Origin of the sequence: Actinomadura parmotrematis (genome assembly GCF_019458805.1) — a bacterium.
GTDB lineage: Bacteria > Actinomycetota > Actinomycetes > Streptosporangiales > Streptosporangiaceae > Spirillospora > Spirillospora parmotrematis.
Window position 1 is genome coordinate 306,603 of record NZ_JAIBOA010000006.1, and the last position, 16,097, is coordinate 322,699.

Here is a 16,097-nt window from a genome sequence, read left to right on the forward strand (position 1 = left end):
GTGCAGAGAACAAGGAGAACCGGAATGAGAACACGGAACAAGGCCCTCATCGCGGCGACCGCCGCCACCGCGCTCGGCGGCGCGGCGTTCGGCGGCGTCGCGCTCAGCGGCGGCGGCCTCGCCAGCGCGTCCCTCGCATCGGCGGCGGGTCGGAACGGTGTGTGCGAGGCGGGGGAGTTCTGCCTGTACTTCAACAGTGGTCAGCAGGGGTCGGTGTCGGACTTCACCGGTTCGGTGGCCGATTACGGTGCCAAGCAGCCCTCGTGTTTCGACTTCAAGGGGTCGGGTGCCGGTAAGGGCAGGTGCGTGAAGAACGCGGCGGCGTCGGTGTGGAACCGGTCGTCCAAGACGGTGCGGGTGTACTTCAACAGCAACTACGGCGGCACCTACCAGGACTTCAAGACCGGTGCCAAGGGCAACCTGAGCGCGGCGTTGAAGAACCAGAACGCCTCGCACCAGTTCTCCCCGTCGGCGCGCACCAACATGTCGACCGCGCTCTACAAGGCGAGCGGCGGCCGCATCACCTGCGGCTTCGACGGCTACACCAGCACCGTCGGCCGGCACGAGGGCATCGACATCGCCCGCAGCGTCGGCTCGGACGTGCACGCCCTGGTGGCCGGCACCGTCACCTACGTGGCGCGCGGCGCCACCGGCCGGTCCGGGCTGTCCACCATCGCGATCTACAACGCCGCCGCGAACAAGACCGTCATCTACCTGCACACCGCGCCGCGCTCCGGCCTGAAGGCCGGGCAGGCGGTCGCCCGCGGCCAGGTCATCGCCGACGAGTCCTGGCACGGCGTCTCGTCCAGCGGCTCGGCGCACACCCACGTCGAGATGCGCCCCGGCCGGCAGACGCACGCGTCCGTGAGCGTCGGCGACCCGCACCTGGACAACCCGAACCCGACGGCGTTCTGGGTCTCCCAGGGCTACAACGTCCGGTAGCGCGGCGGAGGCGACGGTGGCGAAGCGAACCACACGGCTGATCGCGCGGCTCGCCGCGGCGACCCTCGCGGCGGCGCTCGGCGGGACGGCCCTCGCCGCCGCACCGGCCGCCTCGGCGGCGGGTCGGAACGGTGTGTGCGAGGCGGGGGAGTTCTGCCTGTACTTCAACAGTGGTCAGCAGGGGTCGGTGTCGGACTTCACCGGTTCGGTGGCCGATTACGGTGCCAAGCAGCCCTCGTGTTTCGACTTCAAGGGGTCGGGTGCCGGTAAGGGCAGGTGCGTGAAGAACGCGGCGGCGTCGGTGTGGAACCGGTCGTCCAAGACGGTGCGGGTGTACTTCAACAGCGACTACGGCGGCACCTACCAGGACTTCAAGACCGGTGCCAAGGGCAACCTGAGCGCGGCGTTGAAGAACCAGAACGCCTCGCACCGGTTCTCCCCGGCGACGACGTCGTGCAAGACCGACGGCACGAACGGCGAGCCGCCGACGTCGATCCTCGTGTACCGGGTCTCGCTCCAGCGCGTGGACCGGGTGGCGTTCAAGACCTACGTCAAGAACGTCCTGCCCAACGAGTGGGTGCCGAGCTGGCCCAGGGAGTCCCTGCGGGCCGGGGCGGTGGCCGTCAAGAGCTACGGCTGGTACTGGGCGCTGCACTCGGCGGCCAGGACGCCGTGGGGCCAGTGCTACGACGTCAAGGACACCACCGCGAACCAGGTCTACCGGCCCGGCTCCGCGCTCGCGGCGACGAGCGCCGCCGTGGACGCGACCTGGGCCACCCGCATGACCCGCGGCGGCAGGATCCTGGAGGCGCACTACTGCTCCACGTCCACGGCCTGCGGCGGGTGGGTCACCGGGGACTGGCTGTCGCAGTACGGCTCCCGGGACCACGCCAACGCGGGCTGGACCCACGCGAAGATCCTCAAGTCCTACTACGCCGGCATCGCCCTGAGCTCCTGACCCCCGAGGGCTCCTGAGCCGGGCAGGCCGCCCCTGATCCCGCCCCCGGGGTCAGGGGCGGTCGACGACCACCTGGAAGTTGACCGGCCGGTTCCCCGGGAAGGCGACCCTGCCCGCGGCGTCCAGCATCTTGAACCGCACGTAGCAGAAGGCGGGCCCGTCCGGCGTGGTGACGGCGGCGCGGACGTCGACCGTCCGGCCCGGCCGCGTGTCCGCGATCGGCACGCGCTCCGCCGTCCGGCACTGCCCGTCCCGCTGCGGGGCGTCCAGGCGGACCAGGGAGTAGCCCTTCCACCGCACGGTCCCGGTGTTGCGGATCCGCCAGGTCTTGGTGACGGTCCTGCCACCGGCGACGTGCGCGCAGTCGGGCAGCGTGACGTCCGCGACGAACGCGGCCGCGTCCCCCGCGTGCCGGGCCGCCGCCGACGCCGGCTGCGTCGGCCGCACCGGGCAGGGGACGGCGCCCGGCGCGTCCGCCCCGGCCCCGGAGTCCCGTTGGAGGACGACGATGAGGGCGACCGCGCCGGCGGCCACCACGACGGCGGGCCAGATCACGAGCCCCGGCCGGATCCGGCGCCCCGCGCTCGCCGGCGGGGGAGCGGGCGGCGGCGCGACGTCGGGGACCGGCGCCGCGACCGCGCCGGGCGGCTCCACCGCCGCCGGGACGGCCGCGAGCGCCCCGCGGACCGTCCGGCTCGCGCTCTCCCAGCGCTCGCGGTACTCCCCGGGGTCCGCGCCGCACGCCTTGACGAACTCGGCGGTCGTCCCCCAGCTCGGGAGCCGGTTCCCCTTCGTGGCCTCGTGCAGCGTCGTGTGGGAGATCGCCCCGGAACGCCCGGACATCTCCCGGAAAGGCGGGTCGCCCGCGGAGCCGCGCAATTCCCGAAGAAGCGCGGCAAAGCCCGCAACGGCCTCCATCTGTGCACGCTTGGCGTCGTCCACGCGGGCGAAGCTAGCAGCGCCCGTCACCCTTCCTCAAGCGCGAACGGGAGCGAACAGGGTGATCGCCGCAGACCACGCCTTTTCTGGAATTTCCGTCAACAAAACCCGGCGCACTCTTCCATTCGAGCGGGCGGCGTAGCGGGCAGGGGCTCTCCGGAAGGACGGAGGAGAGCATGCGACACGCTGGTATCAGGCACACCGGGCGGCTGTACCTGGTGATGTGCCCGCCGGAGCACTACGAGATCACCGGGGACAACCCGCGGGCGCCGCCGGCCGCGAAGGCGGACCTGGCGGCCGCCATGGACGAGTGGGAGCGGCTGCGCGGCATCTATCTCGGCTACGACGTCAAGGTGTCGGAGGCGACCAGCGAGGGCGAGGGCGACTTCCTGGCCACCGAGCGGTCCATGCTGGCCGGGACGGGCTTCCGCACCGACCAGTCCGCGCATTTCGAGGCGCAGGAGTTCTTCTGCCGCCCCTTCCTCGGCCTCCAGCTGATCCACGAGAAGTTCTACCGCCTGGACACCGCCCTCTGCGTCCTCGACGAGCGCGGCTGCAACACGATCGCCATCGACATGCCCCAGCTCCAGATGGGCGGCGGCGGCCCGAAGTGCTGCACCCTGGGCCTCTACGGCGAGCCTCCGGAGGCCGCCCGCTCGCGGTAGCGGGCCGCGTCAGGTGTCGCAGCCGACGCCGTCGCCGTCGCGGTCCAGGTCGTAGATGTCGCTGCCGATCACGTGGACGGGCCCCCGGACGTAGGCGGGGCCGTCGCCGCTGCCGCCGGAGCAGTCCACGTCGCTCGCGACGGGCACGCACACGCCCGAGTAGTTCGGGTCGCACCGCGACGCCGGCTTGGCGCCGACGGCGACGATCCGCGCGACCGGCCTCCTGGTGACCTTCGAGCCGACCAGCTTCCGCGCGGTCTGCACGCCTCCGGTGAGGGTCACCTCGTAGGTGAGCGTCCGGATCCCCTTGACGCCGCGCCGCTTCACCCGGGTCGTCCCGCGCGCGAGCGAGGCGTCCCGGACCTTCCTGGTCGTGAACGGGATCGGCCGGGTCTCGGTGACCTTCTTCGTCGCCGTCGACGCCTCGGGCGTCGCGGACGCCGATGCGGACACGGACGCGGAGTCCGCCGGGCTCGACGCGGGCGAGACGGCCGCGAGGGGTGCGGGATCCGCCTTGCAGGCACCGAGCGCGAGCAGCCCGACCGCACTCAGAGTGATCAGGGCGAAGCGGTGAGTTCGTTCCTTCATGGGGACGGGAGCATGCTGCCCGCCGGTCGAACGGGTCAAGAAATTTGCCACCTGAGGCCAATTTTTCCGGCCTGACGCGGTTCCTGCCGTCCGGCGGCGCCGTCCGCCCCCTCTCGCAGGTGATATAACCGTCACTTTCGGTGAGCATCCGGGGGTGCCGGGGACGGCGGCACGGCCTGGGACCCGATCGGCGACTTCGCCGCGAGGAAGGAGTTCACCGACGACCCATCGCCCAGGCGCACGGCTTCGCCGTCGCCGGCGGCAGCGACATCGCCCTGTCCTGCGATCTGGTCGTCATGGCCGAGGACGCCCGCATCGGCTACATGCCGGCCCGCATCTGGGGCTGCCCGACGACCGCGATGCGGGTCTACCGCCTCGGCGCCGAGCGGGCCAAGCGGATGCTGCTGACCGGTGACACCATCGACGGCATCGCCCGCCACTCGCCCGAGGGCCGCTGGTTCCAGGAGTTCGCCGCGACGCACGGCTTCCACGAGGCCGTCGCCTGGCACGACTCCGGCCGCTGGATCCCCGAGGGCGGCGGTCCCGTCCCGACCGCGGAGGACCTGGAGGGCTGAGCGGCGCCCGTCCCGGCGGCGCGGCCGGCGGGGGTCGCAAATCGGGCTTAATTCCCGAATGACGTTAATACCCGCAAATAACTGCGAGCCATTCGCAGGTGATTGTCGGTGGCGATTGTCGCGGTGGCCAATCCGGGCGGGCGGCGTCTCCGAATCGATGCGGAACGGCATCCCGATAACGGCGACCCCCGCTCGTTACGGATGCCCCGAAGGGATTCCGCGGAAACGTGAAGAAAATCAAGAAGCCGGTGGTGCTCGCCACCGGCACCGGCCTCCTGGCAGCGGCCGGCGCCCTCGCCGCCCTCGCGCCGGCGACCTCCAGCGCCTCCAGCCACCGCGAGGCGCCCCTCATCGCGGGCGACCCCCAGGCCGACACCACCGACCTGTACGCCTTCACCAGCCCCGACGCGCCCGGCACGGTGTCGCTGGTGGCCAACTGGATCCCGTTCCAGGAGCCGAACGGCGGCCCGAACTTCTACCCCTTCGCGACCGGCGCCCGCTACAACATCAAGATCGACAACGACGGCGACGGCCGGGCCGACATCACCTACCGGTGGACGTTCCGCAACGAGGACCGGCGCGGGAACAGGACGTTCCTGTACAGCAACGGGCCGGTGCGCTCGCTCAAGGACGCCACGCTGCTGTTCCGCCAGCACTACACCCTCCAGCAGATCACCGGGAAGCGCACCCGGACGCTCGTCAAGGACGCGATCGCCGCGCCGTCCAGCACCGGCGCCGCGTCCATGCCCGACTACGGCGCGCTGCGCGCCCAGGCGGTCCGGCCGGTCGCCGGCGGCGGCAAGACCTACGCCGGGCAGGCCGAGGACCCGTTCTTCGCCGACCTGCGGGTCTTCGACCTGCTGTACGGCGGGAACCTCAAGGAGACCGGGCACGACACCCTCAAGGGCTACAACGTGAACACCCTCGCGTTGCAGGTGCCCAAGAAGGCGCTCGCGCTGAAGGGCGACGCCGGGCGCAACCCCGTCGTCGGCGTCTGGGCGACCACCGACCGCCAGGGCGCCGACGCCCGGCTCGGCGGCCACCGCGCGGGCGGCTGGCACCAGGTCTCGCGCCTCGGCAACCCGCTGGTGAACGAGGCGGTCGCCCCGGCCGGGCTGAAGGACGCCTTCAACCGGCTCGACCCCTCCCAGGATCACACGGTCAAGCCGCTGGTGGACCGCGTGCTGAAGCCCGAGGTCCCCGCCCTGATCCAGCAGATCTATGGCATCAAGGCCCCGGCGACGCCGCGCAGGGACCTCGCCGAGATCTTCCTGACCGGCATCGCCAAGAGCACCGGCCCGATCAAGGCCGACCTGAACAGCCAGCTCCTCAACAAGGACGTCTCGGCCAAGCGGTTCACCCCCGCCGAGACGCTGCGGCTGAACATGGCCGTCCCGGCCGCCGCCCGCCCCAACCGGCTCGGCGTGCTCGGCGGCGACCTGCAGGGCTTCCCGAACGGCCGCCGCCTCGGTGACGACGTCATCGACATCGCGCTGCAGGCCCTGGAGGGCGCCGCGCAGACCGGCAAGCTCGTCCCGGCGCTCGCCAACGGCGACGGCGTCAACGCCAACGAGTCGGCGTTCGGCGGCACGTTCCCCTACGTGGCGCTGCCCCACACCGCCTCGGTCAACCAGGCGGGCTGAGCGCGGGGCCGCGGGGCGGCGGGAGCCGCCCGCCGTCCCGCGGCCCGCCGCCCCACCCCGAGGGAGGAGCACCGTGCTCACCAGGATCAACGCGCGCCACGCCGGCTACGGCGTCGCGGCGGCGGCGCTCGCGCTGACCGCCCTGCTCGCCACCGCCGTCCTGCGCGGCGGCCGTCCCGACCCGTCCGCGGCCACCCTCGCGGAGGCGGCGCCGGCCGGCACCATCGCCCGCTACCAGGCGACCCTGCGCGACACCCCCGACGACTACCGGACGTGGGCCGCGCTCGGCGCCGCCTACGTCCAGCAGGCGCGGATCACCGTCGATCCCGCCTACTACCCGAAGGCCGAGGGCGCGCTGAAGCGGTCGCTCGCCCTGAACGGGTCCGACGGCAACCACCCCGCGATGATCGGCATGGCGGCGCTGGCGAACGCCCGCCACCGGTTCCGCGAGGCGGCCCGCTGGGGCGAGCGCGCCCGGCGGATCGTGCCGTCCGACCCCGACCTGTACGGGGTGCTGGACGACGCCTACACCCAGCTCGGCGACTACCCCGCCGCCACGGCGGCGGTCGCCCGGATGAACGAGCTGGCGCCCGGCGTCGCGGCCTTCACCCGCGCCTCCTACGAGCTGGAGACGCACGGCGACGACGCCGGGGCGCGCCGCGTCCTGGAGCAGGCGCTGCGGAGCGCCTACACCCCCTCCGACACCGCGTTCTGCCGCTACTACCTGGGCGAGCTCGCCCTGCACTCGGGCGACCTCGACCGGGCGGACCGGCAGTACCGGGCCGCCCGCACCGCCGACCCGTCCTCGGTGCCGGCGCTGCAGGGCATCGCCAAGGTGCAGGCCGTGCGCGGCGACCTCGGCGCCGCGATCCAGGGCTACCGGCAGGTCGTCGCGCGCGTCCCGCAGCCGCAGTACCTGGCCGAGCTCGCCGCGCTGCTGCGCGCCGCGGGCCGTGCCGGCGAGGCCGCCGGGCAGGAGCGCGTCCTGGCGGAGGAGCAGCGGCTCCAGGCGGCCAACGGCGTGGTCGACGACCTCGCCGCCTCGGAGATCGCCGCCGACACCGGCGACCGCGCCGCCGCGCTCCGTCACGCCCGCGCCGAATGGTCCCGCCGCCGCAGCGTCATCGTCGCCGACGCCCTGGCCTGGGCGCTGCACCTGAACGGCCGCGACGCCGAGGCCCTGCGCTACGCCGAGCAGGCCACCCGCCTCGGCTGGCGCAACGCGCTGTTCTACCGGCACCGCGGCGACATCAAGGCCGCCCTCGGCGACCGCGCGGGCGCCGCCCGCGACCGCGCCACCGCCCGCGACATCAACCCTCACCTCGATCTCACGATCCCGGCGATCGGCAGGGCGACATGACCCCCACGACCCGCACCCTCGCGGCGCTGCTCACCGGCCTGGCGGCCTGGACGGCGCTCCCCGCCGCCGCGGACGCCGCCGTCCCGGCGCACCCGCTGGGCAACTTCACCGTCAACCACTACGACGGGCTGCGGCTGTCCGCCGACCGCGTGGACGACACCGCCATCGTCGACTCCGCCGAGATCCCCACCCTCCAGGAGCAGGACGCCGTCGACACCGACCGTTCGGGCGCCGTCTCGCCGCCCGAGGCGGCGGCCTACGCCGCGAAGCAGTGCGCGGGCGTCGCGGCCGCAAGCACCCTCAAGGCCGGCGGACGCCCGCTCACCTGGCGCGTCGCCTCGTCCGCCTACGCCCTGGCCCCCGGTTCGGCCGGGCTGCGCACCAGCCGCCTGACCTGCCGGCTGACGGCGAAGGCGGCGCTGACGGCGGCGACCACCGTCGAGTTCGCCGGGCGCTTCCGCACCGACCGCATCGGCTGGCGCGAGATCACCGCCACCGGCGACGACGTGCGGATCGACCGCTCCCCGGTGCCCGCCCGCAGCGTCAGCGACGAGCTGCGCAGGTACCCCGGCGACCTGCTGACCTCGCCGCTGGACGTGCGCTCCGCCCGGCTCGACGTCCGTCCCGGCTTCGGCTCCACCGTCCGGGACCTGCCCGGCCTGCCCACCGCCGGGATCTTCAGCCGGGCGGTCGGCGGCCTGACCGCCCGCTTCAACGCCCTCGTCGGCACGCCGCACCTGACGTTCGGCGTCGGCCTGCTGGCGACGCTCCTGGCGGTCGTGCTCGGCGCCTCGCACGCCGCGATGCCCGGCCACGGCAAGACCGTCATGGCCGCCTACATCGCGGGGCGGCGCGGCCGGATCCGCGACGCCGTCACCGTCGGGGCGACCGTCACGCTCACCCACACCGGCGGCGTCCTGGTCCTCGGCTTGCTGCTGAGCGCGTCGGCGAGCCTGGCGGGCGAGTCGCTGCTGTCCTGGCTCGGCGTCGTCAGCGGCCTCCTGGTCACGGCGATCGGCGTCGGGCTGCTCCGCTCGGCCTGGCGCTCCCGCGCGGACGCCGCCGTCCTCACCGAACCGGCCCCGGCCCTCCAACTGGTGGGCGCCCCCGCCCCCCGATCCCACGGCCATGGCCACGGGCACGGGCATGGCCACGGGCACGGGCACGGCCACGGGCACTCCCATGAGCGCTCCGGCCGGGCCGGTCTGATCGGCCTCGGCATCTCCGGCGGCCTGGTGCCGAGCCCGTCCGCCCTCATCGTCCTGCTGGGCGCGATCGCCCTCGGCCGCACCCTGTTCGGCGCCGGCCTCGTCCTCGCCTACGGGCTCGGCATGGCCGCCACCCTCACCGCCGCCGGGCTCCTGCTCGTCCGGCTGCACGGGGTACTGGACAGGATCCCCCTGACCCGCCGCGCCGGGCGCCTCACCCGCTACACGCCCCTCGCCACGGCGGCCCTGGTCATCGCGGTCGGCGCCGGCCTGGCCCTGCGCAGCCTCAACGGATCGGTCTAGGAAGGCCCCGCATGAAACGCCATCTCCCCCTGCTCGCACTCCTCGCGGGCGCCCTCACCGCCTGCGGCGCCGGCACCGGCGCGTTCCAGACCGGCGCGGCCCCGTACCCGCTGCCCTGCATGCGGCATCAGACGGCGCGCCCGTCCGGCGACTACGCCCGCGACAGCGCCCGCGGCCTCACCGTCCTGCGCTACTACACCGCCAACGCGCCCCGCGGGTACTGCGACCGCAAGGACGCCACCGGCGCCGACCGGGCCTGGATCCGCCTCTACCTGAAACTCGGCGCCGACCCCGCCCCCGTCCGGCCCCTCCTGGCCTCCCGCTGAACCGCCGAGAGCGCGCCCGTCGCCTCAGCGCAGGCGGGGGAAGAGCGGGCGGGCGTTGCCGGCGGAGATCGCCTCGTCGCCCGCGATCGCGTCGTTGAAGTAGGCGACGGCGGGTTCCGGGGCGAAGGGCCAGTCGCTGCCGTACAGGATGCGGCCGGGCTTGGCGAAGGCGCGCAGGGTGGGCAGGGCGGCGGGGCTGGAGGACAGGGCGGTGTCGAAGTAGAAGGAGGCGAGGTCGTCGAGGACGTCGGCGGGGTCGCGGCCGGTCTCGGCGAACGCGGCGACGGCGAGGCGGTGGGAGGCGTAGGGGACGAAGCCGCCCGCGTGCGCCAGGAGGAACCGGATGCCGGGGTGGCGGCGCGGGACGTCGTTGCGGACGAGGTTGAACGCCGCGCGGGTGGTGTCCAGGAGGAAGTCGGCGGCGAACGGCGGGATGCCGGGCACGCCCGGCGTCCCGGGGAGTTCGGCGGGGTGGACGAACGCGACGGCCGAGCGCTCGTCCAGGACGCGCATCAGCGGTTCGAGCGCCGGGTCGCCCAGGTAGAGGCCGCGGCTGTTGGCGAGCAGGACGACGCCGTCGGCGTGCAGGTCGTCCAGGGGGTGGACGGCCTCGGCGACGGCGGCGCCGACGTCGGGCAGCGGCAGCGAGGCGAACAGCCCGAGGCGCGGGGATCCGGCCGCCAGTTCGGCGCCGTACCGGTTGACCTCGCGGGCCATGGCGCGGGCCTCGGCGGCATCGCCGAGGTGCACGCCGGGGGTGGTGAGCGACAGGACGCCGGCGGCGATGCCCTGGCGGTCCATCAGCTCGACGGCTTCCTGCGGGCTCCAGGCGGGCAGGTCGCGCCCGCCGGGCGCCTCGACGCCGTGCTCGCGCAGCCAGGCGGCGTAGAAGTCGGGGACCATGTGCTGGTGGACGTCGATCCTGCCGGTCATGAGCGCTCCTGAAGGACGGGCGGTGCGGGGCGGGTGCGCCGGGAGTCAGCCGGCGAGCCGGGCGTAGCGGCCGGAGTGGAAGACCAGCGGGCCGGCGTCGTCCGCGAGGGACCAGCAGGCGGCGCGGGCGATGACGAGCTCGTGGTCGCCGGCCCGGTGGACGGTGTCGATCTCGCAGTCGAGCCAGGCCAGGCCGTCGGGCAGCAGCGGATGCCCGGCGGGCGTCCGCGCCCACGTCCGGCCGGTGAAGCGGTCGGCGCCCTTGGTAGCGAACGTCAGGCAGAGGTCCCGGTGGCCGGCGCCGAGGATGGTGACGGCGAAGCCGCCCCGCTCGCGGACGAGCGGCCAGGTGGAGGAGGAGCGGGCCGCGCAGAGCGCGATCAGCGGCGGGTCCAGGGAGACCGAGGTGAAGGAGTTCGCGGCCATCCCGACCGGTCCGTCGTCGGTGGCGGCGGTGACCAGGACGACGCCGGTGGTGAAGCGGCCGAGGACGTCGCGGAACGAGCGCGCCGGGTCCATCAGAACCGCCCGGCCAGGAACGCGCCGGTGAGGAAGGCGAACCGGTCGGGCTGCTCCAGCATCGCCCAGTGCCCGGCGTTCGGCAGGACGTGCAGCCGCGCGTCGGGCAGGTGCTCGGCGAAGTACTCGCCGGCGGCGAGCGGGATCAGCCGGTCCTGCCGCCCGTGCAGGACCAGGACGGGGTGGTCGACGCGGGCCAGGTCCTCGGGGGTGTAGAGGCCGGGCAGGTCGGCGGCGAAGGTCGCCAGATGGGAGCGGCGCACCTCGGGCCGCCCGATGCGCTCCATGCGGGACGCGGCGATGGCGTCCAGGTCCGCGCCCAGCGCGCCGGGGTCGGCGACCATCGACCGCAGGAGCGCCGCGAGGGCTTCGACGGTCGGGTCGTCGTAGTAGGTGATCAGCTTCAGCAGCTCGCCGGTCGGCGGGACCGGCGCCCCGGCGCCGCCCATGAGGACGATCCGGCCGACCCGCTCGGGCGCCTTCAGCGCCAGGGCGAGCGCGACGATGCCACCGTAGGAGTTGCCGACCAGGTGCGCCCGGCCGGCGCCGAGCTCGTCCAGCAGCGCCAGCAGGGTGTCGACGCGCAGGTCCTTGAACGCCGACGCGCTCGCCGGGGCGGGGTCGGGATGGGTGGAGTCGCCGAACCCGATCATGTCGGGGGCGAGGTGGTGGAAGTCGCCGGCCAGGTCGGCCAGGACGCGTTCCCAGTTGGTCGCGGCGGTGACGCCGGGGCCCGAGCCGTGCAGCCACAGCACGGTCTCGTCGGCCGGGTCGCCGGACTCCAGCAGGTGGAAGGTGCGGTCGCCGACGGCGACGTCGCGGGCGATGGTCACTGCTCCTCCTGCGGGAACGGCTTGGCGATGCCCGGGAGCAGCGGCTCGCCGGGGAAGTGATGACCCCAGATGCTGGTCTTGGCGAAGGCCCGCGGTGACGGCGGCGTGTCGGCGATCGGGACGCCGCCGTACCCGTACTCGATCTCGAAGCCCGACGGGGTGCGGACGTAGAAGGAGGTCATGAGGTCGTTGGTGTGGCGGCCGAGCGTCATCGCCAGCGGGATCCCCCGTTCCAGGACCACGTCGTAGGCGGTGCCGACGTCGTCCAGCGCGGTCGTCTCCAGCATCAGGTGGTGGTAGCCGACGACGCCGGGCACGTGCACGAGCGCCAGCGAGTGGTGGCGGCCGTTGCAGTGGTAGAACCGCACCGGCACGCCGTGCATGTCGATCTGGTCGGACACCCGGAACCCCATGACGCGCCCGTAGAACGCCTCGGCGGCGTCCAGGTCGGGCACGATCAGGACGGCGTGGCCGAGGCCCTGGCCGCCGGTGAGGAACCCCGACAGCGGCCGGCCGGGACGGAAGCCGGCGGGCTCGGTGAGCTGCCCCCAGGCCAGCTCGTGCCGGAAGCCGAACAGGTCGGTGAACCAGGCCAGCTCGGTCACGCCGCGCTCGGCGGCCAGGCCCGCGTCGCCGCGCCGGACGTCGAGGCCCTCGGCCTCCAGCCGGGCGGCCGCGTCGGCGAGGGCGGCGGGGCCGCGCACGCCCCACCCCAGGTAGGCGAGGTCGTCGGCGTCGCCGGGGTGGATCGTCAGGCGGTGCGCGGCGTCGTCGACGCGCATCCGCACGGCGCCGCCGGGGCCGGGCGCGGCGAGCTGGACGCCCAGCACCTCGGGGCCGAAGGTCTCCCACTCCGCGGCGTTCGGGGAGCGGAAGCCGATGTAGTCCAGGGCTTCGATCATGGCGGGCCTCCTCGGCCTCAGACGGCGATGACCTGGTGGCCCGCGCCGAGCAGGTCCCCGGCGTAGTTGCGGGCGTGGGCGTCGGGGGCCAGGTAGGCGTGCCCGAGCATCGTCTGGACGTCCTGGTAGGGGGCGTGCAGCGGGTGGTCGGTGAACGCGGTGCGGCCGGACGCGGCGTGGTACAGCGTGTTGACGTGCCGTCCGACGAGGTCGGCGCCGTGGTCGGCGTCCCAGCGCACCCGGGCCAGCTCGGCGTCGGTGGGACGGCCGCCGGCCTCGGCCAGCGCCTGCGTCTCCGCGCAGGCGCGCCGCAGCTTGGCGACCGCGGCGTCCAGCGTCCACTCGGCCTCGGCGAGCTTGACCTGGGCGAGCGGCTCGTCGCGCTGGAACAGCCCCGGCGGGATCCGGCGCCGGGAGGTCTCGGCGGTCCAGCGGTCGTAGAAGCCGCGGGCGGTGCCGAAGAACGCCGCCGCCAGCGCGAAGTTGAACACCATCGACCACGACAGCCGGTACAGCGGGCCGGTGTTGCGCTCCTGGCCGGGCAGCGGCGCCCAGCCCAGGTAGTCCAGGTGCGACTGGGCGCGGTGGTCGGGCACGAACGCGTCGGCGACCACGATGTCGTTGCTGCCGGTGCCGCGCATCCCGGCGGTGCGCCAGTTGTCGTCGATCTCGTACTGGCCGGGCAGCAGCAGCAGCGACCGGTAGTCGGGGACCTGAACCTCGCCCAGGTCGACCGTCCCGACGATCGCGCCCAGGTTCACGCCGTGCCCGTGGTCGCAGCCCGAGGAGAACGACCAGCGGCCGCTCAGCCGGTAGCCGCCGTCCACCCGGACCGCCTCGCCCGTCGGCATGTAGGACGAGGAGTGGACGCGCGCGGGGTCCTCGCCCCACATCTCCTCCTGCGCCCGCTCGTCGAACAGCGCGAGCTGCCAGGGGTGCACGCCCATGACGCCCAGCACCCACCCCGCCGAGGAGTTGACGCGCGACACCTCCATCACCGCGTCCAGGAACTCCGCCAGCGGCACCTCGCCGCCGCCCCAGCGGGCCGGCTGCAACGCCCGCGTCAGCCCGGAGTCCACCAGCAGTCGCCACGTGCCGTCCGGGAGCCGGCGCAACCGGTCGGCCTCCGCCGCCGACGCCGCCAGCTCCGGCGCCAGCCCCTTCGCGGTCTCCAGCAGCCCCATACGGCCCCCTTCCAGTAATGGATCGGTTAATACACTCCGGACCGATCAGTACGGGAAGTATGGACGACGGCGCCGCCGGAGACAAGACCTCCCTGGAACGAACGGTCCAGCGATCCGCCCGGGGCTGCGATAATCACCTAGGGAGGCGGACACGATGGCTGGACCGAAGACCGACCGGCGGCAGCAGCACGGCGAGGTGTCGCGCAAGCGCATCCTGGACGCCGCCGTGGAGATCGCCGCCGAGCGCGGCTACGAGGGGACGAGCATGTCGCTGGTGCGGCAGCGCTCGGGCCTGCCCAACAGCTCGATCTACTGGCATTTCAAGGACAAGGACGACCTGTTCGCCGCCGTCATCGAGCGCGGCTACCACCTGTGGCGCGACCGGCTCATGGCCGCCTGGCGCGACCGGCCCGCGACCGCCGACCGGGCGGCCGCGTCCCGGGCCATGGCCGCCGCGATAGCCGCCAGCCTCCAGGACCAGCCCGAGTTCCTGCGCCTCGGACTCATGCTGACGCTGGAGAACCGGCCGGTGGAGACCAAGGCCCGCGAGCGGTTCGTCGCTATCCGCGGCGAGGTCCTCGCCTTCGCCCGGACCGAGTTCCTGGCGGTCCTGGACGAGGTCCCCGAAGCCCGGCGGGACGAGGTCGCCACCCACCTGGCGACCTTCACGCTGGCCGCCGCCGACGGCCTGTTCCTGGCCTACCACCTGGCGCCCGACACCTTCGACCTCGCCGCCGGGTTCGCCGAGCTCGGCGAGACCCTGGACCTGTCGATCGACCGCTGGATCGCCCGGACCCGTACCTGACCCGTCGCCGCCGCTCAGCCGGCGGCGGGCTTGCGCGCGGAGACCAGGCGCGTCTGGACCCACGGGCTGCCCCACCAGGCGCGCCACCCGAGCCCGCGCACGCCGACGTCCCGGGCACCGAGCCCGGCCAGCACCGCGGCGTACTCGCGGGGGGTCCGCGCCAGGTCGGCGATCAGCAGGCGGCCGCCCGGCCGCAATACCCGGTACGCCTCGGTGATCGCCTGGGCGCGGGCGTCCGCGCCGAAGATGGTGTGCACCGTCAGGCTGGACACGACCAGGTCGAAGCTCTCCGCCGCGTACGGGAGCCTGCGCAGGTCGCCCCCGACCACGTGGACGCGGTCGGCGACGCCTTCGGCGCGGGCGTTGCGCAGGGTCGCCGCCGGGGTGTTGCCGGACTGGTCCCGCCCGCGCCACAGGTCCACGCCGACCGCCCGACCTCGCGGGAGGCGCCGGGCGGCGGCCAGCAGGACGGCGCCGCGCCCGCAGCCGAGATCGAGCAGCCGCTCGTCGCCCCGCAGGTCCAGCCCGTCCAGCACGTCCCGCCAGACCAGGAACTTGCCGCGCAGCGTGGCGTGCAGGCTCAGCACCAGGCATCCCGCCAGCAGCGTCCCGGAGACCAGCGCGGGCACCGCGTCCCCCGGACCGCCGGTGACCGCCAGCACCAGCCCGGTGACCCAGAACCCCAGCACGACCAGGCCCACGAAGCCGAACCCGTAAGGCGCATCCATCCCGTACCGCGCACCAGGCATCCCGCCACTCTGCCACGATCCGCCCGCCCGGCAAGGCGGATCTCCCCCGGCAGCCGGACCCACCGCCCCCGAAAACGCCGGTGGGGGCCGGCTGCCGCCTGGCCCCCACATGTGCGTTCGATGCGTGTCCGAGGGGGGACCGCAACCATCCCCCCATGCCCCCGACACCGTTATAGACGGTATTCATCGCATCGTGATCGGTGTGTAGTCCGATTCGTTCTTCCATGAAGTGACTGGAAGATGAACCCAGGTTTTTTGGATGGTTGCAGCGAGTGGATGCAACTTCTTTCTATTCGATTTATAAGAGGATGTTCACGAAGTGGGATCTTCTTTTATATCGAGCATGAGTAGTCCCGCGGCTAGTCCAATAGACAGCCCAGTCGGACACATGGTGATCGCGTTTACTCGGTGGTGGACCGGCATCTTTGAGATCAGCTCTTTTTGATCCCAGATCCGCACGGTGTGGTCGCTACCGCCGGTGGCGAGGCGTGGTTGGCCGTCGGGGGTGGTGTAGGCGCAGACGGCGTTCACCAGGCCGTTGTGGCCGTGCAGGACGTTGAGGGCGGTGCCGGTCTCGGGGTCCCAGATCCGCACGGTGCGGTCGTCGCCGCCGGTGGCGAGGCGTGGTTGGCCGTCGGGGGTGGTGTAGGCGCAGACGGCGTTCA

18 protein-coding genes are annotated in these 16,097 nt (G+C 73.6%); 9 read left to right on the forward strand and 9 right to left on the reverse strand.

Annotated features, from left to right (window positions below; translation table 11 throughout):
* Nucleotides 1-24 precede the first annotated feature (24 nt).
* Nucleotides 25-942: a peptidase inhibitor family I36 protein gene (locus K1Y72_RS12240; RefSeq protein WP_220166147.1), complete on the forward strand. Its 918-nt coding sequence runs from the start codon at nucleotides 25-27 to the stop codon at nucleotides 940-942.
* 16 nt (nucleotides 943-958) lie between these two features.
* Nucleotides 959-1,900 carry a SpoIID/LytB domain-containing protein gene (locus K1Y72_RS12245; RefSeq protein ID WP_220166148.1) on the forward strand — a complete coding sequence of 314 codons (942 nt, stop codon included), beginning with the start codon at nucleotides 959-961 and terminating at the stop codon, nucleotides 1,898-1,900.
* 51 nt (nucleotides 1,901-1,951) lie between these two features.
* Here the strand turns inward: K1Y72_RS12245 and K1Y72_RS12250 are convergent, their stop codons facing one another.
* On the reverse strand, nucleotides 1,952-2,743 hold the full coding sequence (locus tag K1Y72_RS12250) for an NBR1-Ig-like domain-containing protein (RefSeq protein WP_220166149.1): 792 nt from the start codon (nucleotides 2,741-2,743) through the stop codon (nucleotides 1,952-1,954).
* Nucleotides 2,744-3,015: 272 nt separating this feature from the next.
* On the opposite strand from K1Y72_RS12250, the gene K1Y72_RS12255 reads away from it, so the two are divergent.
* The gene (locus K1Y72_RS12255; RefSeq protein ID WP_220166150.1) at nucleotides 3,016-3,504 is read left to right on the forward strand and encodes a hypothetical protein; all 489 of its coding nucleotides are present in this window, start codon (nucleotides 3,016-3,018) and stop codon (nucleotides 3,502-3,504) included.
* Nucleotides 3,505-3,513: 9 nt separating this feature from the next.
* Here K1Y72_RS12255 and K1Y72_RS12260 read toward each other — a convergent pair whose 3' ends face one another.
* A complete protein-coding gene (locus K1Y72_RS12260) occupies nucleotides 3,514-4,092 on the reverse strand; it encodes a G5 domain-containing protein (RefSeq protein ID WP_220166151.1) in 579 nt (192 codons plus the stop codon).
* Nucleotides 4,093-4,232: 140 nt separating this feature from the next.
* Here K1Y72_RS12260 and K1Y72_RS12265 point away from each other — a divergent pair, with 140 nt between their 5' ends.
* The 5 genes from K1Y72_RS12265 to K1Y72_RS12285 all read left to right on the forward strand — a co-directional run bounded on the left by K1Y72_RS12265 (nucleotide 4,233) and on the right by K1Y72_RS12285 (nucleotide 9,507).
* A complete protein-coding gene (locus K1Y72_RS12265; RefSeq protein WP_308287029.1) occupies nucleotides 4,233-4,667 on the forward strand; it encodes an enoyl-CoA hydratase-related protein in 435 nt (144 codons plus the stop codon).
* 227 nt (nucleotides 4,668-4,894) lie between these two features.
* Nucleotides 4,895-6,310 (forward strand): DUF4331 domain-containing protein, encoded by a 1,416-nt coding sequence (locus tag K1Y72_RS12270; RefSeq protein ID WP_220166152.1) that lies wholly within the window; start codon nucleotides 4,895-4,897, stop codon nucleotides 6,308-6,310.
* A 73-nt stretch (nucleotides 6,311-6,383) separates the two neighbouring features.
* Nucleotides 6,384-7,670, forward strand: coding sequence for a tetratricopeptide repeat protein (locus tag K1Y72_RS12275; protein ID WP_220166153.1), 1,287 nt, complete (start codon nucleotides 6,384-6,386; stop codon nucleotides 7,668-7,670).
* On the forward strand, nucleotides 7,667-9,181 hold the full coding sequence (locus tag K1Y72_RS12280; protein ID WP_220166155.1) for a High-affinity nickel-transporter: 1,515 nt from the start codon (nucleotides 7,667-7,669) through the stop codon (nucleotides 9,179-9,181). Before K1Y72_RS12275 ends, K1Y72_RS12280 begins: the two co-directional genes overlap by 4 nt.
* An 11-nt stretch (nucleotides 9,182-9,192) precedes the next feature.
* Complete coding sequence (locus tag K1Y72_RS12285; RefSeq protein WP_220166157.1) at nucleotides 9,193-9,507, forward strand: hypothetical protein; 315 nt, start codon at nucleotides 9,193-9,195, stop codon at nucleotides 9,505-9,507.
* Nucleotides 9,508-9,531: 24 nt separating this feature from the next.
* On the opposite strand, the gene K1Y72_RS12290 is transcribed toward K1Y72_RS12285, so the two are convergent.
* Genes K1Y72_RS12290 through K1Y72_RS12310 form a run of 5 tightly spaced genes read right to left on the reverse strand, consistent with a single transcriptional unit; the run spans nucleotide 9,532 to nucleotide 13,878 of the window.
* A complete protein-coding gene (locus K1Y72_RS12290) occupies nucleotides 9,532-10,440 on the reverse strand; it encodes an amidohydrolase family protein (protein ID WP_220166159.1) in 909 nt (302 codons plus the stop codon).
* Between the two features lie 45 nt (nucleotides 10,441-10,485).
* Nucleotides 10,486-10,959: a flavin reductase family protein gene (locus tag K1Y72_RS12295; RefSeq protein ID WP_220166161.1), complete on the reverse strand. Its 474-nt coding sequence runs from the start codon at nucleotides 10,957-10,959 to the stop codon at nucleotides 10,486-10,488.
* Entirely contained in the window at nucleotides 10,959-11,792 is an 834-nt protein-coding gene (locus tag K1Y72_RS12300; RefSeq protein WP_220166163.1) for an alpha/beta fold hydrolase, read from the reverse strand. The genes K1Y72_RS12295 and K1Y72_RS12300 overlap by 1 nt, the downstream gene beginning before the upstream one ends.
* Nucleotides 11,789-12,694 carry a VOC family protein gene (locus K1Y72_RS12305; RefSeq protein ID WP_220166165.1) on the reverse strand — a complete coding sequence of 302 codons (906 nt, stop codon included), beginning with the start codon at nucleotides 12,692-12,694 and terminating at the stop codon, nucleotides 11,789-11,791. The genes K1Y72_RS12300 and K1Y72_RS12305 overlap by 4 nt, the downstream gene beginning before the upstream one ends.
* A gap of 17 nt (nucleotides 12,695-12,711) precedes the next feature.
* Nucleotides 12,712-13,878, reverse strand: a complete 1,167-nt coding sequence (locus K1Y72_RS12310) for an acyl-CoA dehydrogenase family protein (RefSeq protein WP_220166167.1) — start codon at nucleotides 13,876-13,878, stop codon at nucleotides 12,712-12,714.
* 154 nt (nucleotides 13,879-14,032) lie between these two features.
* Between K1Y72_RS12310 and K1Y72_RS12315 the strand changes: the two genes are divergently transcribed.
* A complete protein-coding gene (locus K1Y72_RS12315) occupies nucleotides 14,033-14,683 on the forward strand; it encodes a TetR/AcrR family transcriptional regulator (protein ID WP_220166169.1) in 651 nt (216 codons plus the stop codon).
* Between the two features lie 14 nt (nucleotides 14,684-14,697).
* Here the strand turns inward: K1Y72_RS12315 and K1Y72_RS12320 are convergent, their stop codons facing one another.
* The gene (locus K1Y72_RS12320) at nucleotides 14,698-15,432 is read right to left on the reverse strand and encodes a class I SAM-dependent methyltransferase (protein ID WP_220166171.1); all 735 of its coding nucleotides are present in this window, start codon (nucleotides 15,430-15,432) and stop codon (nucleotides 14,698-14,700) included.
* Between the two features lie 312 nt (nucleotides 15,433-15,744).
* A partial coding sequence (locus K1Y72_RS12325) for a WD40 repeat domain-containing protein (RefSeq protein ID WP_372452871.1) occupies nucleotides 15,745-16,097 on the reverse strand: 353 nt, incomplete at its 5' end.